We start from the raw sequence: 24001 nt of genomic DNA, 5'->3' as shown, positions 1-24001 counted from the left end.
CCACCATGTGCAGCATGGCCGATCGCCTGAACAGCTCACGCCTGGGCCGCGCCGCCCGGCTCGGCGGCCTGGCGGCCGGGACCGCGGTCCGCAAGGCCGGGACGAGGACGGCGAACGTCGCTCGCAGCGAGGAGGCCCGCGAGGCGGCGAACCGCAAGGCCGCGCTCGAGACGGCCGAGCGGATGGTCACGGTGCTCGGGTCGATGCGCGGTGCGGCCGTGAAGATCGGCCAGTCGCTCTCGGTCGTCGACATCGGCTTCACCGACGAGGAGGTCCGTGAGGAGTTCCAGGCCAAGCTCGCCAAGCTTCAGAACATGGCGCCGACCGTTGCCTTCGCGGACATGCGCAAGGTCGTCGAGGAGGACCTCGGACAGCCACTGGACGCGGTCTTCGCCGAGTTCGACGAGACCGCGATCGCCGCGGCGTCCATCGGCCAGGTGCACCGCGCGCGGCTGCGTGACGGTCGCGAGGTCGCGGTGAAGATCCAGTACCCGGGGATCAAGGACATCGTCCGCGCCGACCTGAAGAACGTGCACCTGCTGCTCAAGGCAGCGGCCCGCGTGACGCCGGGGCTCGCGACGAAGGAGGTCGCGCGCGAGGTCGTCGAGCGGATCACCGAGGAGCTCGACTACGAGCTCGAGGCCGCCAACCACCGCGCCATGGCCCGGGCCTACCGCGACCATCCGTTCATCGTGGTGCCCGACGTGATCACCGAGCTCAGCCGCGAGCGCGTGCTGGTCACCGAGTTCGTCCACGGGCGTCCCTTCGCCGCGGTGACGGGGGACGCCGCCGCGGCCCGCGCCCGCTTCGGCGAGATCCTCTTCCGCTTCTACGTGAGCGGTCCGTTCCGCAACCGGCTGCTGAACGGGGACCCCCACCCGGGCAACTCGCTGTTCCTGGACGACGGCCGCGTCGCGTTCCTGGACTTCGGGTTCTTCAAGCGCCAGTCGAAGGAGCAGGTCGAGGTGCAGCGGACCGTGCTGCAGGCCGCCTACGCCCAGGACGCGCAGCGCCTATACGAGCTCTCGCGCGCGCAGGGCATCGTCACCGCCGGCCCCGAGATCGCGGACAAGCTGCTCGAGAAGTATCGGGTTGCCACGTGGTGGTTCCTCGACGACCGCGAGGTGTCCGTGCAGCCGTCGGACGTGACGCGCATCGTCCTCGAGCACGCGAACATGCGCTCCGACGGCTTCGGGGAGATCACCCTCCCTGCGGAGCAGGTGACCACCATGCGCGCCTTCGGGCTCGTCCTCGGGGTGCTCAGCCAGCTCGGCGCGACGGCGAACTGGTCGCTGATCGCGCGCGAGACGCTGTTCGGCGACGAGCCGCAGACGGAGCTCGGCCGGCTCGAGGCCGAGTGGGTCGCCGGTGGCCGCGTGCCGGCCACGCCGGCCTGACCGCAGTCGGGAAGCCGTGCCTGCCGGCCGGCGCCCGTCAGGTCCTCAGGCGGACCCGATCCCCATCCCGCCGGACACGCCGACGTTCTCGCCCGTGATGAACGACGCCTCCTCGGACAGGACGAACGCGGCCGTCGCCGCGACCTCGTCGAGCGTGCCGAGCCGGCGCAGCAGCGTGCCGGCCTCCATCGCCGCGACCATCTTGGGCCCGTGCTCGCTCGCCCGGACCTTGTCCAGGAGCGGTGTGTCGATCGGTCCGACGACCAGCGTGTTGACCGTGATGCCGTAACGGGCGTTCTCGCGTGCGAGCGACTTGCTGAACGCCATCAGGGCGCCCTTCGTCGCCGCGTAGACGGCGTTGCCCTTGGACCCGATCCGGCCGGCCTCGGAGCCGACGTTCAGGATGCGACCGTAGCCGGCCTCGACCATCCCGGGCAGAGCGGCGTGGGTGCAGGCGAACGTGCCCATCAGGTTCGTGTCCAGCAGGCGCCGCCAGCGGTCCGGTGTCGTCTCGCCGAAGAACCCCGGGTCGTCGAAGCCGGCGTTGTTGACGAGGATGTCCAGCGGCCCGGCGTCGAGCACGGCGGCGCGAGCGGCGTCGGTGTCGGAGATGTCGACCTGTACCGCGCGCGCACCGATCTCGTCGGCGACCGCCTGCGCGACGTCGAGGGTGCGACTCGCGATGATGACCTCGGCTCCCTCGGCCGCGAGCCGACGTGCGATGCCCTCCCCGATACCCCTGCCGCCGCCGGTGACCAGGGCTCGACGGCCCGTGAAGCGCTCCATGACCGGTCAGCCTACAGTGCGTCCGGGCACGCTGTCCGGGAACGGCGCCAACATCTGAAACGCACCCCGGTCTGGTTGCCGACAAAGCGTCGTCGCTTTCGTCAACGCGCGGACGGACGCGGACCCGGCATAGCGGCGATGCGCCAGCGGAAGACTCGCGTGGGCACCTCCGGGTAGCCGACCGAGCATGCTCAACCACAGTGCGAAGGATCGCGCGACGACCATCTCCCAGCCGGCGAATGACCCTGCGCGCACGCACAGCCGCCGTGCCCGACCCGTGATCGTGGCGACGATCGCCGTGCTGGCGCTCGGCGTCGGCACCGGTTGCGGCGCCGCCGACGATCAGAACCAGGCCCGCGTACCGGGTACCACCGAGCAGGTCGTCACCTACGTGACGAGCACGCCGGCGGTGGCCCCCGCGCCCGCTGCGGACGCGCAGCCCGCCGCGGACGCCCAGCCCGCGGCCGACGCCGCGAGCGCCCCGCCGACGGTCACGGGGTCCTCCGTGTCGACGCCGTCCACCATCGACGGGAGCACCCCGTCGTCGACCGACGTCAGCAAGCGGGCCCCCGCAGCGTGCTACGGGATCGCCGACAACCAGAAGTGCCGCCGCTGACCCGAGCCCCCAGGGCCGCCAGAAGGCGGCGACCACGTGGTCGCCGCCCCGCTGCCTGACCGGCCTACGGCGCGCCGGCCCCGGCGCCGCCCTGGGTCTTGTAGATCGACTGCGTCGACAGGTAGGCCTGCAGGCCCTCGGGCCCGAGCTCCTTGCCGAGGCCGCTCTGCTTCACGCCGCCGAACGGCGCGGCCGGGTCGATCATGTAGTGGTTGATGCCGATCGAGCCGGTCTGCACTCGGCGGGCCATCGCCTCGCCGCGCTCGGCGTCGCCGGTCCAGACGCTGCCGCCGAGGCCGAACTCCGAGTCGTTGGCGATCGCGATCGCCTGCTCGTCGTTGTCGTACGGGATCACCGACAGCACGGGCCCGAAGATCTCCTCCTGGGCGATGGTGTGGCTGTTCTCGACGTCGGCGAAGATCGTCGGCTGCACGAACCAGCCCTGCTCCTGGCCCGTCGGCCGCCCGCCGGCCACGACACGTGCGCCCTCGGACTTGCCCTTGGCGATGTAGCCCTCGACGCGCTCCTGCTGGCGCTTGGACGCCATCGGGCCGATCTGCGTGGCGGGGTCCATCGAGTCGCCGACGGTCAGCGCGTCTGCCAGGCCGCCGAAGACCGCCAGCACCTCGTCGTACTTCGACCGCGGCGCGAGGACGCGTGTCCCCAGGAAGCACGTCTGCCCGTTGTTCAGCAGCGTGGCCGAGAAGAGGTTCTCGACCGAGCTCGCGATGTCCGCGTCGTCGAGGACGATCGCCGCGGACTTGCCGCCGAGCTCGAGCGTGACCGGGCGCAGCAGCTCGCCGCAGCGCGCGGCGATCTTGCGGCCCGCCGGAGTGGAGCCGGTGAACGCGACCTTGTCGATCTGCGGATGCTCGACCAGGTAGGCGCCGACCTCGCGGCCACCGGGGACGATGTTGATGACGCCGTCGGGGATGCCGGCCTCGATGATCGCCTCGGCGAGCGTCAGGCTGTCGAGGACCGTCTCGGGCGACGGCTTCATGACGACGGTGCAGCCGGCGGCCAGCAGCGGCGCGAGCTTGAAGGCGGCGAGGGCCTGCGGGAAGTTCCACGGCACGATCGCGCCCACGACGCCGATCGGCTGCTTCTTGACGATGATCGTCCCGCCGAGGAGCCCGGCACGCTCCTCCTCGAAGTCCGTGCCACGCACGAGCCCGGCGTAGTACCGCAGCAGCACCTGCGGGAAGACGCCCTCGAGCTGCTGGGCAATCGCGATCGGCATGCCGTTCTGCATGGAGATGCGGGTGGTCATCTCCTCCGAGCGCTTGTCCATCGCGTCCGCCAGGCGCTCCATCGCTGATGCGCGCTCGTCGACCGACCAGGACGACCAGCCCTGCGGATCCTGGAGGGCGTTGCGGGCGGCGGTCGCAGCCGCGTCGATGTCGGCGTTGGTGCCGTCCGGGACCGATCCGATCAGCTCCTCGGTGCTGGCCGAGAAGACGTCGATGCGGTCCGAGCCCTGCGGGCTGACCCACCCGCCGCCGATGAAGAGCTCGTTGCTCTCGATCAAGGTCTGCGTGCTCATGCTCTCTCCTGTGACGTGGAAAACGTGTTGCTCCGACCATAACGACCGTTCGCACGGCGGTCAGGGGTGTCTCACCACCATCCGGGGGTGATGCCTGGGTGGGTTCGCACATCCGGCCCGGATGGACTGTCAGCGGGCGTCGCCTTCGGGGTCGAGCGCCTTGATCGCCGCGAGCGCCTGTTCGGCGGTGGCGAGCGACCGCTCGCGGCTCGGTTCCTCGTCGCGCGCGACAGCGATCGGCGCCCCGACCGTCACGGTGATCCGCGGCCAGCTCCACCAGCGGTACAGGCGCCGCGGCCCGGACAGGTGGACGGGGACGATGCTGGCGCCGGTGCGATGGGCGATGTGCCCGATCCCGGGCTTCGCCGGCTTGTAGCCGTCGGCCGGGCTCACCCCGCCCTCGGGGAACAGGACCAGGACACGCCCTCGGCCGATGACCGCCTCGGCCGTCTCGAAGGCGTCGCGGTCCCAGGTCCCGCGCACGATCGGGAAACCCCCGACGCGCGACATCAGCCACGCCGGCAGCGGCCGCTGCCACAGTTCGGCCATGCCCATGAAGTACATCCGGCGGGGCAGCAGCGGCAGCGCCGCGAAGAACGCGTCCAGGACCGACGGGTGGTTCGGCGCGAGGATGAAGCCGCCCTCGGAGGGGACGTGCTCACGGCCGTGCACGCGGATGCGCGCCATCACCGACAGCAGCGGCACGAGGACCAGGACCATGACGCCCTGCAGCCACGGCCGGCCGCCCCGGGCACGCTTGTGGGACCGTCCCAGCCGGGCGGCGACGGTCTCGGTCAGCGCGGTGCGCATGTCCGGCCGGGTGCGCTTCCGGCGGCCCGACGACCGTCCGCGGCGCCGGGACCGGCGCGCCCGCCGGGGCCGCGTCATCCGCGCACCGCGCCGCGCGCGCAGGTGAGGAACCGCCGCGTGAGCGTGAAGCTGCCGCCGCCCCGGCGACGCGCGGTGACCGTGACGGTCACGCGGCCCGGCGCCTGGCCCTTCAGCGTGAACCGCACCCGGGTCCCCGCCAGCCGGCGGGACGCGATCCGCTTGCCGGTGCGTCCGCCGAGGCGGACGACGATGTCGGCCAGGTGGCGGCTGCGTCCCAGGGCGAGGGTGATGGTGCGGGGCGTGGCGCAGGTGGACCGGGTGCCGGGAAGGGTGAACGCCGCCGGCTTGGTCGCTGCCGCGTCACCCGCCGGCAGCGCGAGGTTCGCCTCGAGGATGCGGACCGACCCGACCGCGTGCCCGACGCCGTACATCGTCGTGTCGGAGGCGATCTGCAGGCGGTAGCGGCTCGACGGCGTCATCCGCATCGCGACCCCCTCGAGCGACGTCTGCACGGTGTGGGTCGCCCCGTCGAGGACCACGGCGACCGGCGTCGCCTGGTTGCCGACGACGATGCCGCGGGCCTCGTCGACCAACTGCGCGAAGACATGGGTGGGACCGCCCGCCGCGCGCCCGCTGTAGCGCAGTTCGAGCTGCGGGTCGCCGACCACGTCCGTCGCCGTCCGCGGCGCGGGGATCGGGATGTCGACGGCGGTGGGGGACGGGGTGGCCAGGACGGCGAGCCCGCTGGCGGCGGCCGCCGGGGCCAGGGCGAGCGTGCCGCTGCCGGTCGCGGCCACGGTGCCCGCCCGCGCGAGCGGGAAGTCGGCGGCGCTGCGCGCCTGGCCGTCGTCCGCCACCCACTCGAAGCCGGGGCCCGTGTCGACGGTCTTGTCGCGCTTGACCCAGCGATCCATCCAGGCCAGCGTCATCGGCTCGATCCGGTCGGCCAGCGCGTTGCCCGTCAGGCACACGCCGTGCCCGCCGCAGAACCACGCCATCTTCACCGGGACCCCGGCCGGCCGCAGCAGCGCACGCATCTTCACCGCCTGGCTCGGCGTGAACAGCGTGTCGGCGGTGCCCTGCAGGATCAGCGCGGGGGCGCGGACCTGCTCGAGGCGGTCCTCGGTGCCGCGGGCGCGCAGGTAGTCGGTGAAGGCGGGCGACGCCGCCCCCGTGGCGGCCGACTCGACCGCGTGCTGCACGAGTGCCGCGGGCATCGCCCCGAGCTCCAGCCCCTGCGGTGCGAGCACGCCCACCGCGAGGCCCGACGCCTCGCCGAGCCCGACCAGGGCGGCGCCCCAGCCGAGCTTGACCCGTCCGTCCCGCGCGAGCGCGTCCGTGAGGCTGACCCACGAGATCGCGGGGGCGATCGCGTCGACGCGCTGATCGCGCAGGGCGGTCGCCCACTCGATGCCGCCGCCGTACGACGCGCCGTGCATGCCGATCCGCGGGTCGCCCGGCTTGTCGAGCAGGACATCCGGGCGGGCGGCGAGGTAGTCGATCAGGGCGGACACGTCGCGGCCGTCGACGTCCGGCGAGTCGAGGCCGACCTCGCCGCCGGAGCGGCCGAACCCGCGCGAGTCCCAGGTGAGCGTGCTGTAGCCGCGTGCCCGGAAGGCCGGCGCACCGACCTGCCCGAACTCGGCCAGGCCTCCCTCGACCGACTCCCGCGTGAGCCCGAACCCGTGCGTCATCAGCATCACGGGTGCGCGCTCGCCGGGCTTGAGTCCCTCCGCCGGGGTGAAGGCCGCGTTGATCTTCGTGCCGTCGAACGAGGTGACGGTCACCTCGGCGGCGCGTGCGGCGGTCGCGGGTCCCGCCAGCAACGCCAGCAGGACGGTCGTTGCGACCGCGGGAACAGGGACGCGCATCGGCCAAGTATGCCCGAGCCGCGGGGCGGGTCCGCCGACAGTCGCGGTGCCCGGCCGCGGCCGCGAGACGGGTGGCGCGCGCCACGATCGCCGCGGCCGGCCGGCCGCCGGTCACAAGTTCGGCGCCCGCCGGCCGACCACCGGGCTGGGGCAGTCGGGCAGCGATCGCGACGACACGGCAGAACGGCATCACCGGACGCACGGTCCGGTGATGCCGGTCGTCAGCTCCCGCGCCGGCGGCTGCGCGGCCGTAGCGCGTGAAGCTCCTTCGGTCCCCCGGGCAGCGGCTCGCCCAGGCGCGCGACGAGCTGATGCGCGGCCGCCGCGCTGACCCGCCGGGCGACCGGGCCGAGGGCCGCGGGTGGCGTGCTGACGACCTCGGGGTCGGCGAGGACGTACCGCCGACCCCGGCGGACGACCTCGCCACCGCCGGCGGCCTCCAGGTTCAGCACCCACTGCGACCCGCGCCCGTAGAGCAGCGGCACCACGAGCCGGTCGCCCGCCATGAAGCCGGTGACCGGGACCGAGAACGTGCGCCCCGTCCTGCGACCGGTGTGCACGATCAGCGCGTACGGCGGGAGCAGCCAGGCGAAGTGCCCCTGGACGGGGTTGTTGATCCGCTGGTTGAAGCGGGCGACGGCCGGGGGGAGCTTGATCGGCATGGTCGGACGTTACCCGCCGCACCCCGGTCCGTCACCGCGGCTACCGCAGGCGCACCGGGATCGACCGATACTGGTTCAGGAACAGCGCCTGGACCCGCTTGGTCTCCCCGTCCTGCTGCATGTCGGGGAAGCGCCGCAGCGTCTCTTCGATCCAGATTCGTAGCTCCATCCGCGCCAGCGCCGCGCCGAGGCAGAAGTGACGGCCGCGGGCGCCGAAGGCCTGGTGCTTCTCGAGTCCCTCTCGCGTGAGGTCGAAGCGCTCGGGATCCTCGAACAGCTCGGGGTCGCGATTCGACGCGATGTACCAGAGCAGCACGCGCTCGCCGGCCGGGATGGTCGTCCCGTTGATTTCGACGTCGCGGGTGGTCATGCGTCCCATGAAGCTGAACGCCGGGAAGCAGCGCAGGCCCTCCTCGACGGCCGCGGGTATGCGCGACGGGTCGTCGAGCAGCAGCTGCCGCTGCTTGGGGTCGTTCATCAGCGCGCGCATGGTCGCGCTGTAGGTGGCCCGGGTGCTGTCGTTGCCGGCGGCGAGCAGCAGGATGAAGAAGGTCGCGATCTCCAGCTCGTTCAGCCGGTCGCCGTCGACCTCCGCGTTGATCAGCCCGTTCAGCAGGTCGTCGGTCGGGTGCGCGATGTGCTCCTCGCGCACCGCGTTGATGTAGTTCACGACGTCGACCATCTCGTCGGCGCTGTCGCCCCAGCCGGAGCGGATGTCCGGGTCCTCGAACGCGGTGGCGACGTTGGTCCAGCGCAGCAGCTTGCTGTCGTCCTCCAGCGGCGTGCCGAGCAGTGACCCGATCACCCGGGCCGGGACCGGGCGAGCGATGTCATGCACGAGGTCGCAGCGGTCTGCGTCCGAGAACTCGTCCAGGACGTCGCAGATGATCTGGCGGACCGTGTCCTCGTGCGCCGCGATCCGCTTCGGGGTGAACGCCTTGCCGACCAGCTGCTTCAGGCGGTCGTGCCGCGGTGGATCCATCGAGATCATCTGCAGCCGCTGGACCTCGAGCGGCAGGCCGATGTCGTCGATCAGGAAGATGCCGCGCCCCTCGGAGGAGAACGTCTCGAAGTCGCGCGTTGCGGCGTGGACGTCGGCGGCCCGCGTCAGCGACCAGAAGCCGCCCTCGCCGGGGTAGCGGTCGTTGCGGCTGAAGTGCACCGGCGCCTCGCGGCGCATCTGCGCCAGCAACTCGTACGGGGGCTCGGGCTGCCAGTGGGCGTGGTCACCGAGGTCGAGCGAGCTCAGGTCGACGCCGGTCGCCGTGGCCGTCATGCCCCGATCCTCCGCAGCAGGCCGTCGACCGTGTCGGTGGCGAACAGGTCGTCGACCGCCGTGGTGTGGCGGCGGACCGTCGAGAAGAACCCGACGCGGCCCAGGCCGAAGACGGCGATGATCGCCGTGCTCTCGACGGCGGTGCGTGCTGCGCTGTTGATCGAGGTCATGGGCACACTATGCACCACGACTTGACAGCTTGTCAAGTCTTTGAGTCTGGACTTCGATACCAGTCGTCGTGTCGCGTAGACTCGTCGTCATGTCGCCGCTCGCCCGCCGGTCCACGCATGTCGCGGAGAAGCGCCGTCTCGGAGCGGCGTCGTTGCTCGACGCCGCGGAAGCACTCGTCGCCGCCGGGGCCCCGTTCGGCGAGCTGTCGATCGACGCCATCGCCAAGCAGGCCGGCTTCTCGCGCGCGACGTTCTACGCGTACTTCGCGGACAAGCGCGCGCTCGCGCTCGCGCTCGGGGAGCGGCTGGCGGCGGAGCTCGCACGCGGCACCGAGCCATGGCTGCGGGACGGGACCGGCGACGTCCGCGGAACGCTCGGCGAGCTGCTGCGGACCTTCGCCGCGCACCAAGGGGCGGTCCGTGCCCTCGTCGAGGGCGCCACCTACGACGAGGACGTCGCCGCGCTGTGGCGCCGCGTGCACGAGGGCTTCCGGGTCCTGGCGCGCGACCGGCTGCTGGCGTCCAACCCGCGCATCACCGCCGACGAGGCGGACGCGCGCGCGTATGTGCTCGTGTGGTCGACGGAGCGGTCGATCACCGAGCACCTGGCATGGCCGACCCTCGCCGAGGACGCGCTGCTCGACGCGCTGGTGCACGTCTGGCGCGGAGCGCTCGGCGACGAGACGGCCTGACCGGGCGGCGGCGCGTCCGGCCGCCGCTGTCGTCGTCGCCTACAGCGGCGGTGCCTGCGCGCCCGTCCCGCGAACCTCGCCGAGCGCATGGAAGATGTCGTCGGCCGAGCAGCCGGCGCGCGTGGCCGCCGCGAGCAGCGGCGCGAGCGGACGGCCGCTCGTGGCCGCGGACTGCAGGTCCTCGAGGGCCGACTCGACCGCCACGCCGTACGGCGCGGGTCGCTCGGCCTCGAACTGCTTGACGCTCCCGAGGACCGTGGCCCAGTCGTCGGTCGCGGAGAAGGATGTGCTGGTCGCCATGACGTCCGATAGTAGGGCGTCAGGTAGTCGTAGATCCATGTATCAGCAGGCGAACCCGACGGTCGGCGGGGTCCGGCGTCTGCCCGCGGTGTACCTTCCCGCCGTGGCCGGCCGCCCCGTCAGCGTCGATGCACCTGCCTGCGCGGCCCGATCGTCCTCGCCCCAGGCGCGCCGGTGAGTGGGCCACGTACCGCGCGGGCGGTGCCGACGGTGGCCGGGGCCAACGTCGCGCGCAACGCCAACGGCGACCGCGCGCGGCATCGCCGCTGGGCGCCCGCCCGTGAAGCGGCCTGGTCGCTGCTGGCCCGGCACGTCCCGCGTGGCGCGCGCGTCGCGGTCGTCGGTGCGGGCAACGGCGACACGCTTCCGCTGCGCCGGATCGCTGCCCGCGCGCAGGCGCTGGAGCTGATCGACCTGGACGACGGCGCCCTCGCCCGCGCGCGCCGCCGCGTGGCGTTCGGGGACCGCTCGCGCGTCCGCACCCGGGTCGCCGACATCACCGGCGGTCAGGCCGACGCGGCGATCCGGGCGGCGCTCGGCGAGCGCCCGTCGGCGGCCGGCGCCGCCGCTGACGTCGACCTCGGCACGCACGACGTCGTCATCGCGGACTGCCTCTACACGCAGCTCCTCTACCCCGCGCTCGCCGACAGCGGACGGCTGGACGGGCTCGCGATCGACCGGGCGCTGCTGCAGTCCGGGCAGGGCGTGACCAACGCGGCCGTCGCGCGCCTGCACGCTGCGGCGCCCGACGGCATCGTCGTCCACCTGCACGACCTGCTGGGCTGGTGGGACGGCCAGCGGCAGCCGTTCGCGCTGGACGACGTCCTGGCGTGCGCCGAGCAGGACGGGCCCGACGCAGCCCTCCGGCTGGCCCTGAAGGGGAGCCTGCCGTTCGGCTGCGATCCGCGCGCCGCGTCCGCTCGCCTCGGTGCCCCCGTGACCGAGACCGCGTTCTGGCGCTGGCCGTTCGGCGGTGGGGTGGACTACCTGGTCTGCGCGACGGTCGCCCGCGCTCGTCCCTGAGTCGGCCCCGGCCGCACATCCCAAGGGCGCCGGCGCGGACAGCAGGCAGCGCGTGGAGCGCGGCGGGGCGTCAGGCCCGGAGGGCCTGCGCGAAGCCGACCCGCGGCCCGGCCGCGGTGTCCCGCCCGAGCGTCCGCCCGTCGGCGATCGCGAACAGCTCCGCCAGGCTCACCGGACCGCGGCCGGCGTCGTGCTCCACCCCGCGCAGTGCGAGCCACGCCGCCGCGTCCGCCGGGCCGAACGCCGGGAAGGCGACCTCGGCCCAGCAGCGGCCAGGGCGGCGGATCGCCGGATGCAGCCGCCCGAGCGGCTCGTTCGTCGTCACCAGCAGGATGCACCGCAGCCCCTGGCCCAACAGGCCGTCGGTCAGGTTCAGCAGTCGCGACAGGCCCTGTCCGACCTCCGAGCGCGCGTCCGCGGCCATCAGCTCGCCGGCGTCCTCGAGGACGATCAGCCGCCACGGCCGCTGCTCGTCGCCGAGCCGGCGGGTGGCGACGTCCATCAGGTAGGCCGTCCCCTGCAGGAGCGCCTCGGGGTCGGTGACGTAGTGCGCGGTGCACCACGGGCGCCACGCGCGCGTCAGCGCCTGCAGGGCGTGGGTCTTGCCCGTGCCCGGAGGGCCGTGCCACAGCAGCAGGGATCCGCCGGCCGGCGCGGTCGCGGCCACCAGGCCGGCCACCTGGTCCCGTACGGCAGGCGGGTAGTTCGGCGCGACGTCGTCCCAGCCCGGGGCGTCGACGGCGCGCCGCTGCAGCTCCCCGCCGCTGTCGCCCCGGGCCCAGAAGCGCAGCGGGACGCGGTCGTCCGGTGGCGGTTCGTCGCGCAGCGCCCGCTCGAGCCCGGCCGCGGTGTCGCGAGCGGCAGCGGCGTCCGGGGCGGCGACCACGACCTCGCACGTCCCGCGGGAGCTGATCAGCAGCGCCGGCAGCACACCGTCGACCAGGATCAGGGCGTCCTCGGCGTCGCCGACGGTCCAGGTCAGCTCGACCTCGCCGAGTACCCCCAGGTCCCCGAACGCGGTCCTCCGGCGCGGGAAGGTCCGGCTGGCGACGTGGCGCAGGTCGTCCCGCTCGATCCGGGCCAGGAAGCGCGCGGCCAGCACGTCGTTCGCGTAGAGCTCGTCGGTGACGTCGCGCGGGGACACGGCGACGCGCAGCGCGGGCAGCGACGCGTGCTGCCGCGTGGCGGCAGGGGACGGGGCGATCGAGTTGTGCATGCGGATGGGCACGGGAAGGACGCGCCGGGGGAGTCGAACCCCCCGAGGGTCGCCGGACGGGCGTCGGGAGTGGCGGTGTGATGCGTTGGGCGGCGCTCGATGTGCCGCTACGAGCGCGGGTGGCACGTGGTGGCACATCGAGGACGTGCGCTGCGTGCGGGGAACGCCGCGGGCCGGAAAGTCGGCCGGGCGTGCGGCGGTCGCTAGAGGAAGCGGGCGCGGACGGCGGCGACCGGCCCGGAGCGGGGCGAGCGGTCGGATGTGCGAGAGCTGACGGACATGACGGCGCGGGACAGTAGCGCGGACGGCGCGCGCTGTCCACCCGGCGGGACCCCGGTCGCTCGCCGGCAGGCGGTGCCGCTGCGTCCGCTATCGCCCGGCGGGCCTGACCGGGCCCGTCGGCGCGTCCGGCCGCGGCAGCTCGTCGCGGACGTGGTCGATCAGGACACGAGCTGCCGGTCCGGACGGCTCGTCCGCCCGCCAGGCCAGCGCGATGCGGCTGCGCAACCGGCCGCGCTCGAGCGTCAGCGTCTGCAGCACCCCCGCGTACGCGGTCGCGACGCTCGCCGGCAGCGTCGCCACGCCGAGGCCCCGTGCCGCCAGCTCGGCGACGGTGTGCGGTGCGGTCGCCTCGCAGGCGACGGTCGGGACCACCCCTGCCGCTGCACATCCGTGCTCGAGCGCCGACCGGACCCCCGTCCCGCGCACGAGCGTGACCAGCGGCTCGTGCCGCAGGGCGCGCAGCGTCACGCCGCTGCGCCCCGCCAGCCGGTGCCCGGGGGCGACGGCAGCCACGACGGTGTCCTCGACCAGCGTGCGCGTCGCGATGCCGGGCGGGTCGCCTGAGTGGCTGGAGACCCCGATCCACGCGAGGTCCAGGTGCCCGGTCCGCAGCCCCTCGAGCAGCTCGTCGGACCCGGCCTCGCGGAGCCGGATGGCGATCCCCGGGTGCCGGCCGCGGAACTCCGCCAGCAGGTCCATCAGCTCCAGCGACGTGCACGCGGTGATCATGCCGATGGTCACCTCGCCCGTCGCCAGGCCGGCGAGCTCGTCGACGGCGTCCCGCGCCCCGGCGACAGCGCCGATGGCACGCCGCGCGTACGGCAGCATCGCCGTGCCGGCCTGGGTCAGCTGCACCGCCCGCCCGGAGCGGTCGAAGAGCGCCTGGCCGAGCTCGTCCTCAAGGCGCCGGACCTGCGCGCTGACCCCCGGCTGGGCGACGTGGACGCGGGCCGCGGCCCGGGTGAACGACGCCTCCTCGGCGACGGCGACGAAGTACTCAAGTTGCCTCAGCTCCATAACCAGCAGTTCTAGCACGAAGCAAGAATCGTTCTTTGAGTTCTGGGGACTCAGGCACGAGCATGGACCCATGACCACCACGAGGAAGACCGACGAGGCCGCGACCAGGACCGCCGCCGAGACCTACTTCAGCGCTTGGAAGGCGCGCGACTTCGACCGCCTCCGCAGCGTCCTGGCGGACGGCGTCAGCTTCCGCGGCCCCCTCGGCACCGCCGACGGCCCCGACGAGTGTGTGAAGGGCATCGAGGGGATGTCGCAGATCGTCACCGACATCGACGTCAAGGCCGTGACCGTCGACGGCGAGGACGTCGTCACGATGTTCGAGCTCCACACCAGGCCGGCCCCACCGATGCTGACGGCGAACTGGAGCCGCGTCCGGGACGGCAGGATCGCGCAGATCCGCGTCGCCTTCGACCCGCGCCCGCTCCTGGACGCCTCGTAGAGACACGAACGCCCCGCCGAGACATCTCTCGGCGGGGCGTAGCGCGTGCTTGCTCCTGACCAGGGGAACCTTGGTGCGTCAGCCGATCATGGGGCCTGGCTGCCTGCCATCGGCAGCGCGAAACCCGTGACCTCGGGCTGGGGCTCCGTCTTGCAGACCGACTTGCAGGACGACTCGAGCGTGCAGCACAGCGAGCAGATCGCGCCGGAGTGGAACGGGCAGTGCGCGACGTCCGGCATCTCGTAGTGCTCGGCGCAGACGGAGCACTGCACCTGGACCGTGGAGCGCGCGGCCGGGTCGACCGTCGGCGTGCGGGCGAGGTAGTACTTGCCCTTCGTCACGATCGACAGGACAGGCGACAGGACCATCGCGATGGTGATCGCCAGGAACGGGGACCAGGCGTCCAGCGTCTCGCCGAAGGCGCCGAAGTACGCGACGATCGAGACGACCGACGCGACGCCCATGGCCCCGAAGCCGACGGGGTTGAAGTTGCGCAGGTGCGCGCGCTTGAACTCGATGAACGACGGGCTCGTCTTCAGGAGCGGCTTGTTGATGACGAGGTCGGCGACGACTGCACCGATCCAGGCGATCGCGACGTTCGAGTAGAAGGCGAGCAGGTCGTTGAGGAAGGAGAACATGTCCGCCTCCATCAGCACGAGCGCGATGCCGACGTTGAAGAACACGAAGTACACGCGGCCCGGGTACCACTTGAAGACCGTCGAGAAGACGTTGGTCCAGCGCAGCGAGCCCGAGTATGCGTTCGTGACGTTGATCTTCACCTGCGAGAGCACGACGAAGAAGACCGCGACGCCGAGCGCCAGGGTGTAGGGCAGGAACTCGTCGAAGCCGGCGAAGAACTGCTCGACCGGTTCGACAGCCTTGGCGTTGCCGACCTCGCCGATCACGTAGAACGCGAGGAACGCGCCGCCGAGCTGCTTGAGCGCGCCGAGGATGACCCAGCCCGGGCCGGCCGCGATGACGGCGACCCACCAGGCCGTCGCGTTCTCCTTGGTCTTGGTCGGCATGAAGCGCAGGTAGTCCACCTGCTCGCCGATCTGGGCGATGAGCGACAGCGCGACGCCCGCGCCGGCGCCCATCGCGATGAACGAGAAGCCCATCCCGTCCACGCCGCCGTAGTGCGTCCACTCCGAGTACGTCTCGGGCTCGGCGAACGCGATCACGATGAACGGCAGGAACATCCCGACGAGCCAGATGGGCTGCGTCCAGGCCTGCAGCTTGGACAGGAGGCTCATCCCGAAGACGACGAGCGGCGGGATCATGATCGCCGACACGAAGTAGCCGAGCCAGAGCGGCAGCCCGAACCCGAGCTTCAGCCCCTGGGCCATGATCGACCCCTCGAGCGCGAAGAAGATGATCGTGAAGGACGCGTAGATCAGCGACGTGACCGATCCGCCGTAGTAGCCGAAGCCGGCACCGCGGGTGATGAGGTCCATGTCGATCGAGTACTTCGCCGAGTAGAAGGCGATCGGGAAGGACGTGAGGAAGATGACGGTCGCGGCGAGGAGGATCGCCCACAGCGCGTTCGTGAAGCCGAACGTCACGACGAGCGAGCCACCGATCGCGAAGTCCGCCAGGTAGGCGATGCCGCCGAGGGCGGTGTTGCCCACCATCAGCGAGCTCCACTTGCGGTAGGTCGTGGGGGCGTACCGCAGCGAGTAGTCCTCGAGCATCTCGCTGCGCGCGTCCTTCGCGGCGGGCTCACCGGTGGGGACGACGGGCGGCTGCGGCGCGGTCCTTGTGACCGGAGGTGCCTCCAGGTCGTCGAGGGTCACGTCGTCGGGTTGCAGGTCAAGGTCCATCTGCGCCTCCAGGGTTGCGGCTGGTCCGGGTGACAGCAGGCTGCGGCAGACCCGGGTGACCGCACATCCCCCCACGGCGCGATCACCCCGGGTGAACGCACCAAAGTTCAGGGTCCGATCACCGGTGCGGACGCGGCGCGGCGGCCGTAGCTTCGGCGCCATGAACCTCGTACTGCGGCACCGGGCGGTAGGCCCGGCGCTGATCGCAACGCTCGCCCTGCTCGTCGCCGGCTGCGGCGGGAAGTCCTCCTCGACCACTGCCTCCGCCACGGCAGGGGCGGCGTCGACCGCCATCGGAGCGCCGATCGACTCGGTCGTCAGGGCCCCCGGGAAGGTCACGCTCCGCGCCGGGCTGCTGGGGGACGCGGCCAGCGCCGGCAGCGGACGCAGCTACCTGCCGACCGGCGCGATCGTCGGCGACTCCGGCTTCCGTCCCGACGTCGACGGGTTCGCCTTCGAGAACTACGGCAACGACGCCGGCCCGGTCAACCTGCGCCCCGCGAACGTCGAGGACATCTTCGGAAACCAGGTCTGCGCGATCGGGACCGGCCCCACGTGCCGGCTGATCCCGGCCGCAGCACAGTGGATGGAGCAGCAGAACGAGGCCATGGCCGACGGTCACTGCATGGGCTTCTCGGTGACGGCCCTGCGGTTCTTCGCCAAGACGCTGAAGCCGGCCGTGTACGGCGCGAACCGCACGATCGACCTGCCCGTCCGCGGGAACACCGACCTGCAGTCCCTGATCGCCGAGGACTTCGCCTACCAGTCCCTGCCCGCCGTCACCGACCGCGCGGTCGAAGGGACCCCGACCCAGGTCCTGAACAAGCTGGTCGCGGCGCTGCGCACCGACAAGGAGGCGTACACCCTCGGCATCTACAAGGCCGACGGCACCGGCGGCCATGCGATCACGCCGTTCGCGGTCGAGGACAAGGGCCGCGGCCTCGCCAAGGTCCTCGTCTACGACAACAACTTCCCCGGGGTCATCCGCGGGGTCGATGTCGACACGAACACGAACCGCTGGCGGTACGTCGGCGGCATCAACCCGGCGAACGCCGACGAGGTCTACGAGGGCGACGCCCGGACGCGCTCGCTGTTCCTGCTGCCGACCAAGCCCGGCGAGGGCCTGCAGCCGTGTCCGTTCTGCCCGAAGGTCCCCGGTCGCGACCTGGAGTACCCGGTCCCGGACCGGCTGAAGTACATCGAGGTCGTCCTGCGGGGCCGGGACGCGAACCACCCGCGCCTGCTCTTCAAGGACGAGCAGGGCCGCGAGACGGGCTTCAAGGACGGGCGCTTCGTCCGCGAGATCCCGGGCGTCAAGGTCATCCAGGACCTCAGCGTGCAGAACTGGGAGGGCGGCGCCGAGCCGCGCTATCACCTGCCCCTGGGCCACCCGCAGTACGAGGTCACGGTCGACGGAGCCGATCTGAAGCGCGAGGTGACCACGCGGATCTCGGTCAACGGCGGGGGCGTGGTCTTCTACGTCGACGGCATCAAGATGAACCGGGGCCAGCAGGACAAGCTGATCCTCCCGGCCGACGACCTCGGGATCCTCTACATCTCCGGCCGCAACTTCCCGGGCAGCCCGACGCTCGCCGCCGAGTTCCCGCAGTTCGACCTGCTCGGCCACAAGCGCGGGACGGCGCCCAAGGCCCGGCTCATCACCATGGCCACGGGCTGGATCGGCTTTAAGCCCGGCTCGCCGATCGGCCTCAAGCTGAAGCCCGCCAACGGGACGGTCGAGGTGGCCAGTCCGGGCGGTCAGCGGTTGTCGGCCAAGGATGCGCGGTTCGTGGTCACCGTCGAGTCCGAGCCGATCGGGAAGCGGTCGAACTTCAAGGCCCGCAACTACTTCGGCGAGCTCTACGGGGTCAACCCCGACACCGGCGAGTCGCTGCGCTTCCACTACCTGCGCAACACGACGAAGACGCTCCCCGTGGACATCCTCGACAACGACAACAAGAAGGTCCGCACCGAGCAGCTGCCGCAGCGGAAGTGAGGTCGCTCCGGGGAGGCCCGTCCTGCCGGTGCCTCCCGCCGGGCGAGAATCACCCGGGGTGATTCGCCACCCGGGCGATTGTGGGACGCCCGGCACTCCACGACGATGCGCGTGTGTCGGCCCTTGCCGCGAGGTCAGAGCTCACCCCGCCCACCCCGAAGGCGGCGGCGGTGTTCCCCCAGACGAAGTTCCACCGTCCCCCGGTCCGCGACGAGCACATCGAGCGGTCCGCGCTGCTCGACGCGGTCGATCGCAGCGGCGCCCGCGTCATCCTCGTCACCGCGCCGCCCGGCTTCGGCAAGTCCACGCTGCTGGCGCAGTGCGCGCTGCGGACGAGCCAACCGGTGGCATGGGTCTCCCTCGACGCGGAGGACCGCGGTCCGCGCCTGTGGGCCGCGGTCCTCACGGCGCTGCGCGAGCTGCTCGGCGCGGACGTCGACCCGGCGCTCGACGCCGTCGACGCCCCGGACGCGGACCTGCGCAGCGGTGTCCTGATCGCCCTGCTCGACGCGCTCGCGAAGGCGCCCGAGCCGATCACGCTGATCCTGGACGACCTGCACCTGGTGGCGGACGACGGCGCGACACGCGACAGCCTCGACTGGGTCCTCGGACGGCTGCCGGCGGCGCACCGGGTGCTGCTGGCGTCCCGCCGGGATCCCGGGCTGGCCGCGTTCGGGCGCCTGCGCATCCAGGGCGACCTGCTCGATGTCAAGACGTCCGAGCTGCGGTTCGGCCCCGGCGAGGCGACGGCGTTCCTGCGCGACCGGCTCGGGCTGGCGCTGGACGACGCCGAGGTCACGGGGCTCGAAGGGCGGACGGAGGGCTGGCCCGCCGCGCTCTACCTCGCTGCGATGCGCCTGCGCCTCGGCGACCCCATCACCGAGGTGATGGCCCAGCTGACCGCGAGCGACGAGGATCTCTTCGGCGACCTCACCGACGAGGTCCTCCGCTCCTCGCCAGGGCACGAGCGCCGGTTCGTCCTCGAGACCGCCGTCCTCGAGCGGTTCAACGTCGACCTCTGCGTCCGGGTGCTGGGGGACGAGGACGCGACGCGCGCCGCGTTCCGCGATCTGACCCGGTCGTCGCTGCTGCTGATCCCGCTGGACCGGTCGCGCACGTGGTATCGCTGCCACCACCTGCTGCGGGACGTGCTCCGCCACCGGCTGACCGCCGAGGACCCGGTGCGCGTGCGCGAGCTGCACCTGCGCGCCGGCCGCTGGTTCGAGGCGGAGGGCGGCGAGACGGAGCTGCACGACGCGCTCCAGCACTACCTGGCCGCCGAGGCCTGGGACCCGGCGGCGGAGCTGCTGGCACGCCACTCCACGCAGTTCGTGCAGTCGGGTGCGCTCGGCGGCCGGGCGCGGGAGTGGATCGCGCGGTTCCCGGCGGACGTCGTCCGCGGCGACGCCCGGCTCTGCTTCGTCAGCGCCCTGCTCGCGGCGCTGGACGGCTCCCGGACCCGGCGCGACGCCTGGCTCGCCGACGGTGAGCGCGCAGGGTGGGCAGGGCCCATGCCGGACGGAACGGCGTCGTTCGGCCTTGCCCGCGAGTGCCTGACCGCGATGCTGTGCTTCGACGATCCCGGCAGCGCGGTCGCGGCCGCCGACGCGGCGCTCGCGGTCCTGCCGGCCGCCGCGCCGATGCGGTCCGCAGTCCAGGCCCTGACCGCCTGGCACCTGCTGCTCCTGGGCCGGGTCGACGACGCCGAGCGGATGGCCCATGCGGCGCAGGACGCCGACCCGCGGGTGCCGTCCGCCGCGCTGCCGCTCGTCGCCTACCTGCCGTCGGCGGTCCTGGCGCTCGTCGCGTGCGACCGCGGGGCGCTGGACGCCGCACGGGACCACGCCGCCCGGGCTGCCGCCGCCCGCGACGCCGGCCCGCTGCGGACGGCGCCGCACGCGCTGCCGGTGACCTGCGCGGCCGCCCGGGTGCTGACGCTCGACGGTCGCGGCGCGGAGGCCGTCGCGAGCTGCCGTGCCGGCCTCGCCCTGGCCCGCGAGTGGCGTGACTCGTCGCAGATGGTCCCGGCCGTCCTGCTGGAGCTCGCCCGCGGGGCGGTCGCGGCCGGCGACCGCGAGGCCGCCGACGCTGCGGCCCGGGCGTGCCGCGGCCGCCTGGCCGACGCGGTCGCTCCCGGGCACCTGCTGGCGGGGCTGGACGCCGTCCTGCAGTCGGCCGACGGGGCCCGCCGCCCCGCTGCGCCCGCGGGCCCGTCCGCCGGCGGGGGTGCCGCCCGCATCGCCCTCGTCGGGGCCGACGAGCTCAGCGCACGCGAGGTCGAGGTCCTGCAGGCCATGTCCGGCGGCGGCAGCCTGCGCGAGATCGCCGACGCCCTCTACATCTCGCGCAACACCATCAAGACCCACACGCGCGCGCTCTACGCCAAGCTCGGCGTCGGCTCGCGCGAGGAGGCGGTCGACCGCGGCCGCGCGCTGGGTCTACTTCCAGGAGGAGGACGATGACGCTCGCCGACTGCACGCTGATGGTGGTCGAAGACCACGAGTTCCAGCGCCGCACGATGCTCCAGATGCTTGCGAACCTCGGTGCCGGAGCGCTGGTGGAGGCCGCCGACGGGCCGTCCGCGCTCACGCTGCTGGCTGCCGACCCGCGTCCGGACATCCTGATCTGCGACCTCGACATGCCCGGCATGGACGGGGTGGAGTTCCTGCGCCACGTCGCCGCGCGGGCCCCGGCCACGGCGGTGGTGATCGCCAGCGGCCTGGAGGCGGACGTCCTCGCGGACGCCGCGGCGCGCGTCCGGGACCACGGTCTGCAGGTGCTCGGCGCGATCCCGAAGCCGCTCACGGCGCGGCTGCTGCTGCAGGCCGTCGACGGCTGGTTCGGGGCAGGGAAGGAAGTGGCGACGTGAGGCGGCGGGCGCTGTCGATCCGGGTGCTCTTCGGGACGCTCCTCACGCTCGTGATGGCGCTCGCCGGAGCGCTGTTCAGCGTGACGATCCTGCAGCGCGACACCGCCGCCGACCGCACCGCCGCCGAGCACGCCCGCGTGACGTCGTTCGGCCTGTCGGACCAGATGCGCCAGAGCTCCAACGACCTCACCCGCATGGTCCGCCTCTACGTCACGACGGGCGACGCCCGCTACCGCCGGTTCTACGAGGAGATCCTCGCGATCAGGCGGGGTCGGGCCCCGCGCCCGGTCGGCTACGACAGCTCGTTCTGGGATCGCGTCCTGGCCGATGGCGGGGACCGGGTCACGCACGGCCCCCCGGTGTCGCTGCCCGGCCTGATGCGCCGTGCCCGTTTCGCACCCGGGGAGTTCACCGCGCTCAACGCGTCGCTCCGTGCTTCGGACGGCCTGGCGCAGCTCGAGCGGCGGGTGATGGACACCGTCGCCGCGCGCATCGTCCGCGGGACCGGTGCCGGCTATCTGGAGGCCGTGGCACCGCAGTACCGGCGGCTCGTCGATGCGTCCTACCACGTCCAGAAGCGCCGGATCATGGCGGCGATCGAGCGGTTCACCGCCCTCGTCGATGCCCGCACCACCCGGCGCAGCGAGCAGCTGCAGACCCGGACGGACCACCTGCTGGTCGCCCAGAGCGCGATCCTGATCCTGCTCGGCCTGGTCGTGCTCGTGTTGCTGACGCTGGCCGTGCGGATGATCGCGCGCCCGCTGCAGCGGCTCACCGCGGTGACGCGGCGAATCACCGGCGGCGACTGGTCGGGCCGCGCTCCTGCGGACGGCGTCCTGGAGCTGCGCCGCCTGGCCGGCGACTTCAACGCGATGGCGGACGCCGTCCAGCGGGACCTCGCCGCCCGCCGGGCCGCCGAGGAGGAGGCCCGCGACGCCGGCCGCCGGCTGCGCACGATCGCCGACCGCGTCCCCGGCGCCGTCTTCCAGTTCCACGTCGACGCGGACGATGCGCTGTCGGTCCGCTTCGCGAGCCGGGACGCCTCCGTGCACGGTGTCGCCGCGAACCAGGGGGTCGACTTCCCCGCCGTCGCCCGCGCTGTGCTCGCCGATGACCGCGGCGCGTGGCTCGACTCCATGGTGGCCGCAGCCCGTAGCGGCGACACCTGGCACCACGAGTACCGGATCTACACCCCGACCGGCGAGGTCGCCTGGATGCAGGCCCAAGCCGAGGCCCGCGCCTGGCCGAACGGCAGCGGCGACCTCTACGGCTACGTCGCCGACGTCACCGAGCGCAAGGCCCTCGAAGCCGACCTGCGTCAGGCGCGGGCGGACGCCGAGGCCGCCGACCGGGCGAAGTCGCGGTTCCTCGCGATGATGAGCCACGAGCTGCGGACGCCGCTCGTCGCGGTCACCGGCACGCTCGAGATCCTGGCGCTGCGCCGGCTCGACGACGAGCAGCGCGACCTCGTCGACGTCGCGACGCGCTCGGCCCGCTCGTTGCTCGCCGTGATCGGCGACGTGCTCGACTTCTCGAAGATCGAGGCGGGCCACCTGGACCTGGTGGTGGCCCCGGTCGCGCTGGGTGCGCTGGTCGACGACCTGGCGGCGCAGTACCGGCAGGCGGCCGCGGGGAAGGGCCTCTCGATCACGACGGTCCGCGACCCGCGCCTGGCGGCCGGGCACGAGGCCGACCCGGTTCGGTTGCGCCAGGTGCTCGGCAACCTCGTCGCCAACGCGGTCAAGTTCACCGACGTCGGCGGGGTGACGCTGCGCACCGAGGTCGTGGAGGGTGGCAGCGACGCGCGCAGTCAGCGCGTGGCGATCTGCGTCACGGACACCGGCGTCGGCATCACCGCGGCCGATCAGGCCGAGCTCTTCTCACCGTTCACGCAGGCGGCGTCGGGGACCACGCGGCGGACGGACGGCACCGGACTCGGGCTCGTCATCAGCCGCCAGATCGTGGACGCGATGGGCGGCGAGGTGTCACTGAGCAGCGCGGCGGGGACGGGGACGACGGTCCGCGTCGAGCTGCCGCTGGCGACGACCACGCCACCTGGCGCGGACGACGACCAGCCGGTCCCGCAACTCGCCCGCGCCGTGGCGGGGCGCGAGGAGGCCGCCCGTGACGGGAGCCTGCTGCTGCTCGTCGAGGACCATCCCGTCAACCGCGAGATCATCCAGCGCCAGCTGCGGGCGATGGGGTTCGCGTGCGACGTCGCCGGCGACGCGGACGCCGCCCTCGCGCTCTGCGGGCAGACGCGCTACGGGCTCGTCCTCAGCGACATCAACCTCCCCGGGACCGACGGCTACGGCCTCGCACGGGCGCTGCGTGACCTCGAGGCCGGCCGTGGCCAGGGCCGCACGCCGCTCGTCGCCCTCACCGCGAGTGCCCTGCGCGGCGAGCGTGACCGCTGCCGGGCGGCCGGCATGGACGATCTCGTCGTCAAGCCGGCGACCCTGGCGACGCTCGCCCAGACCCTGCAGCGGTGGCTCCCGCACCTGGCGTGGTCGCGGCCGGCGGCCGGGCCCGGAGCGGGCGCGCCGCAGGGCGGTCTTGCCGTCGACAGCGAGGTGCTCGACGAGCTCACCGGCGGCGACCCGGCACTGCGCGAGCAGATCACCCTCCGCTACCTCGAGTCGCTGACCACCGACCTCGCCGCGTTGCACACGGCGCTCGACCACGGCGACGTCGCGGGGGTGCGGCGCCACGCCCACCAGATCGCCGGGGCCAGCCGGATGGTCGGGGCGCACGAGGTCGCCGCCGACGCCGCCGGCATCGAGCTGCTGGCGGGCGACCCCGATCCCGACCCGCACGCCGTGCAGACCCTGGCCGCCGAGCTCGCCGAGCACGCCTCGCTCACCCCGATGAAGGGACGTAACTAAGTGCGCCTGACCCCGTCCGACCAGGAGAAGCTCCTGCTGTCCGTCGCCGGCATGGTGGCCCGCGACCGCCTCGCGCGCGGGGTGAGGCTCAACCACCCCGAGGCCGTCGCGCTGCTGGCGACGTGGGTGCTCGAGCGGGCGCGGGACGGGGACGCCTCGGTCGAGCAGCTGATGGACGACGGGCGGCGCGTGCTGACCCGGGAGCAGCTCATGGACGGCATCCCGGAGCTGCTCGACGAGGTGCAGGTCGAGGCGACGTTCCCGGACGGGCGCAAGCTCGTCACCCTCCACCACCCGGTCGCGTGAG

The 24001-nt window shown here is 73.1% G+C and carries 21 protein-coding genes; 10 read left to right on the top strand and 11 right to left on the bottom strand.

Annotated elements, in window-relative coordinates:
• Positions 1–14: 14 nt before the first annotated feature.
• Positions 15–1397, top strand: a complete 1383-nt coding sequence (locus tag DSM112329_RS23215) for an AarF/ABC1/UbiB kinase family protein (RefSeq protein WP_354698934.1) — start codon at positions 15–17, stop codon at positions 1395–1397.
• 45 nt (positions 1398–1442) lie between these two features.
• Here the strand turns inward: DSM112329_RS23215 and DSM112329_RS23210 are convergent, their stop codons facing one another.
• Positions 1443–2183, bottom strand: a complete 741-nt coding sequence (locus DSM112329_RS23210; RefSeq protein ID WP_354698933.1) for an SDR family NAD(P)-dependent oxidoreductase — start codon at positions 2181–2183, stop codon at positions 1443–1445.
• Positions 2184–2370: 187 nt separating this feature from the next.
• Here DSM112329_RS23210 and DSM112329_RS23205 point away from each other — a divergent pair, with 187 nt between their 5' ends.
• Positions 2371–2799 (top strand): hypothetical protein, encoded by a 429-nt coding sequence (locus DSM112329_RS23205; protein WP_354698932.1) that lies wholly within the window; start codon positions 2371–2373, stop codon positions 2797–2799.
• 64 nt (positions 2800–2863) lie between these two features.
• On the opposite strand, the gene DSM112329_RS23200 is transcribed toward DSM112329_RS23205, so the two are convergent.
• The 6 genes from DSM112329_RS23200 to DSM112329_RS23175 all read right to left on the bottom strand — a co-directional run bounded on the left by DSM112329_RS23200 (position 2864) and on the right by DSM112329_RS23175 (position 9152).
• Positions 2864–4342 carry an aldehyde dehydrogenase gene (locus DSM112329_RS23200; RefSeq protein WP_354698931.1) on the bottom strand — a complete coding sequence of 493 codons (1479 nt, stop codon included), beginning with the start codon at positions 4340–4342 and terminating at the stop codon, positions 2864–2866.
• A gap of 129 nt (positions 4343–4471) precedes the next feature.
• Positions 4472–5152, bottom strand: a complete 681-nt coding sequence (locus tag DSM112329_RS23195) for a lysophospholipid acyltransferase family protein (protein ID WP_354698930.1) — start codon at positions 5150–5152, stop codon at positions 4472–4474.
• A gap of 74 nt (positions 5153–5226) precedes the next feature.
• Complete coding sequence (locus DSM112329_RS23190; protein ID WP_354698929.1) at positions 5227–7044, bottom strand: CocE/NonD family hydrolase; 1818 nt, start codon at positions 7042–7044, stop codon at positions 5227–5229.
• Positions 7045–7265: 221 nt separating this feature from the next.
• Positions 7266–7706 (bottom strand): nitroreductase family deazaflavin-dependent oxidoreductase, encoded by a 441-nt coding sequence (locus DSM112329_RS23185; RefSeq protein ID WP_354698928.1) that lies wholly within the window; start codon positions 7704–7706, stop codon positions 7266–7268.
• A gap of 40 nt (positions 7707–7746) precedes the next feature.
• A complete protein-coding gene (locus DSM112329_RS23180; protein WP_354698927.1) occupies positions 7747–8982 on the bottom strand; it encodes a cytochrome P450 in 1236 nt (411 codons plus the stop codon).
• Positions 8979–9152 carry a hypothetical protein gene (locus DSM112329_RS23175; RefSeq protein ID WP_354698926.1) on the bottom strand — a complete coding sequence of 58 codons (174 nt, stop codon included), beginning with the start codon at positions 9150–9152 and terminating at the stop codon, positions 8979–8981. The genes DSM112329_RS23180 and DSM112329_RS23175 overlap by 4 nt, the downstream gene beginning before the upstream one ends.
• An 89-nt stretch (positions 9153–9241) precedes the next feature.
• Here DSM112329_RS23175 and DSM112329_RS23170 point away from each other — a divergent pair, with 89 nt between their 5' ends.
• Entirely contained in the window at positions 9242–9844 is a 603-nt protein-coding gene (locus DSM112329_RS23170) for a helix-turn-helix domain-containing protein (protein WP_354698925.1), read from the top strand.
• A 39-nt stretch (positions 9845–9883) separates the two neighbouring features.
• On the opposite strand, the gene DSM112329_RS23165 is transcribed toward DSM112329_RS23170, so the two are convergent.
• Positions 9884–10144, bottom strand: coding sequence for a hypothetical protein (locus DSM112329_RS23165; RefSeq protein ID WP_354698924.1), 261 nt, complete (start codon positions 10142–10144; stop codon positions 9884–9886).
• A gap of 201 nt (positions 10145–10345) precedes the next feature.
• Here DSM112329_RS23165 and DSM112329_RS23160 point away from each other — a divergent pair, with 201 nt between their 5' ends.
• Positions 10346–11167: a hypothetical protein gene (locus tag DSM112329_RS23160; protein WP_354698923.1), complete on the top strand. Its 822-nt coding sequence runs from the start codon at positions 10346–10348 to the stop codon at positions 11165–11167.
• Between the two features lie 70 nt (positions 11168–11237).
• Here the strand turns inward: DSM112329_RS23160 and DSM112329_RS23155 are convergent, their stop codons facing one another.
• Together DSM112329_RS23155 and DSM112329_RS23150 are read right to left on the bottom strand one after the other, a co-directional pair.
• Positions 11238–12395 (bottom strand): DUF5925 domain-containing protein, encoded by a 1158-nt coding sequence (locus DSM112329_RS23155; protein ID WP_354698922.1) that lies wholly within the window; start codon positions 12393–12395, stop codon positions 11238–11240.
• 357 nt (positions 12396–12752) lie between these two features.
• Positions 12753–13682 (bottom strand): LysR substrate-binding domain-containing protein, encoded by a 930-nt coding sequence (locus DSM112329_RS23150; RefSeq protein ID WP_354698921.1) that lies wholly within the window; start codon positions 13680–13682, stop codon positions 12753–12755.
• A gap of 70 nt (positions 13683–13752) precedes the next feature.
• On the opposite strand from DSM112329_RS23150, the gene DSM112329_RS23145 reads away from it, so the two are divergent.
• On the top strand, positions 13753–14124 hold the full coding sequence (locus DSM112329_RS23145) for a nuclear transport factor 2 family protein (protein ID WP_354698920.1): 372 nt from the start codon (positions 13753–13755) through the stop codon (positions 14122–14124).
• Positions 14125–14210: 86 nt separating this feature from the next.
• Here DSM112329_RS23145 and DSM112329_RS23140 read toward each other — a convergent pair whose 3' ends face one another.
• Positions 14211–15944 carry a hypothetical protein gene (locus tag DSM112329_RS23140; protein WP_354698919.1) on the bottom strand — a complete coding sequence of 578 codons (1734 nt, stop codon included), beginning with the start codon at positions 15942–15944 and terminating at the stop codon, positions 14211–14213.
• 160 nt (positions 15945–16104) lie between these two features.
• Here DSM112329_RS23140 and DSM112329_RS23135 point away from each other — a divergent pair, with 160 nt between their 5' ends.
• The 5 genes from DSM112329_RS23135 (at position 16105) to DSM112329_RS23115 (ending at position 24000) form a co-directional block, all read left to right on the top strand.
• Complete coding sequence (locus DSM112329_RS23135) at positions 16105–17940, top strand: hypothetical protein (protein ID WP_354698918.1); 1836 nt, start codon at positions 16105–16107, stop codon at positions 17938–17940.
• Positions 17941–18053: 113 nt separating this feature from the next.
• Positions 18054–20402 (top strand): LuxR C-terminal-related transcriptional regulator, encoded by a 2349-nt coding sequence (locus tag DSM112329_RS23130; protein ID WP_354698917.1) that lies wholly within the window; start codon positions 18054–18056, stop codon positions 20400–20402.
• The gene (locus DSM112329_RS23125; RefSeq protein WP_354698916.1) at positions 20399–20809 is read left to right on the top strand and encodes a response regulator; all 411 of its coding nucleotides are present in this window, start codon (positions 20399–20401) and stop codon (positions 20807–20809) included. Before DSM112329_RS23130 ends, DSM112329_RS23125 begins: the two co-directional genes overlap by 4 nt.
• Positions 20806–23694 carry an ATP-binding protein gene (locus DSM112329_RS23120; RefSeq protein ID WP_354698915.1) on the top strand — a complete coding sequence of 963 codons (2889 nt, stop codon included), beginning with the start codon at positions 20806–20808 and terminating at the stop codon, positions 23692–23694. The genes DSM112329_RS23125 and DSM112329_RS23120 overlap by 4 nt, the downstream gene beginning before the upstream one ends.
• Positions 23695–24000: an urease subunit gamma gene (locus DSM112329_RS23115; RefSeq protein ID WP_354698914.1), complete on the top strand. Its 306-nt coding sequence runs from the start codon at positions 23695–23697 to the stop codon at positions 23998–24000.
• The last annotated feature ends 1 nt before the right edge of the window (position 24001 follow it).

The sequence above is a fragment of the Paraconexibacter sp. AEG42_29 genome, from assembly GCF_040581415.1.
In the GTDB taxonomy this organism is placed as follows: Bacteria; Actinomycetota; Thermoleophilia; order Solirubrobacterales; family Solirubrobacteraceae; genus Paraconexibacter.
The sequence above is the reverse complement of the archived record's forward strand: the minus strand, read 5'-3'. Positions and strand labels throughout refer to the sequence as shown.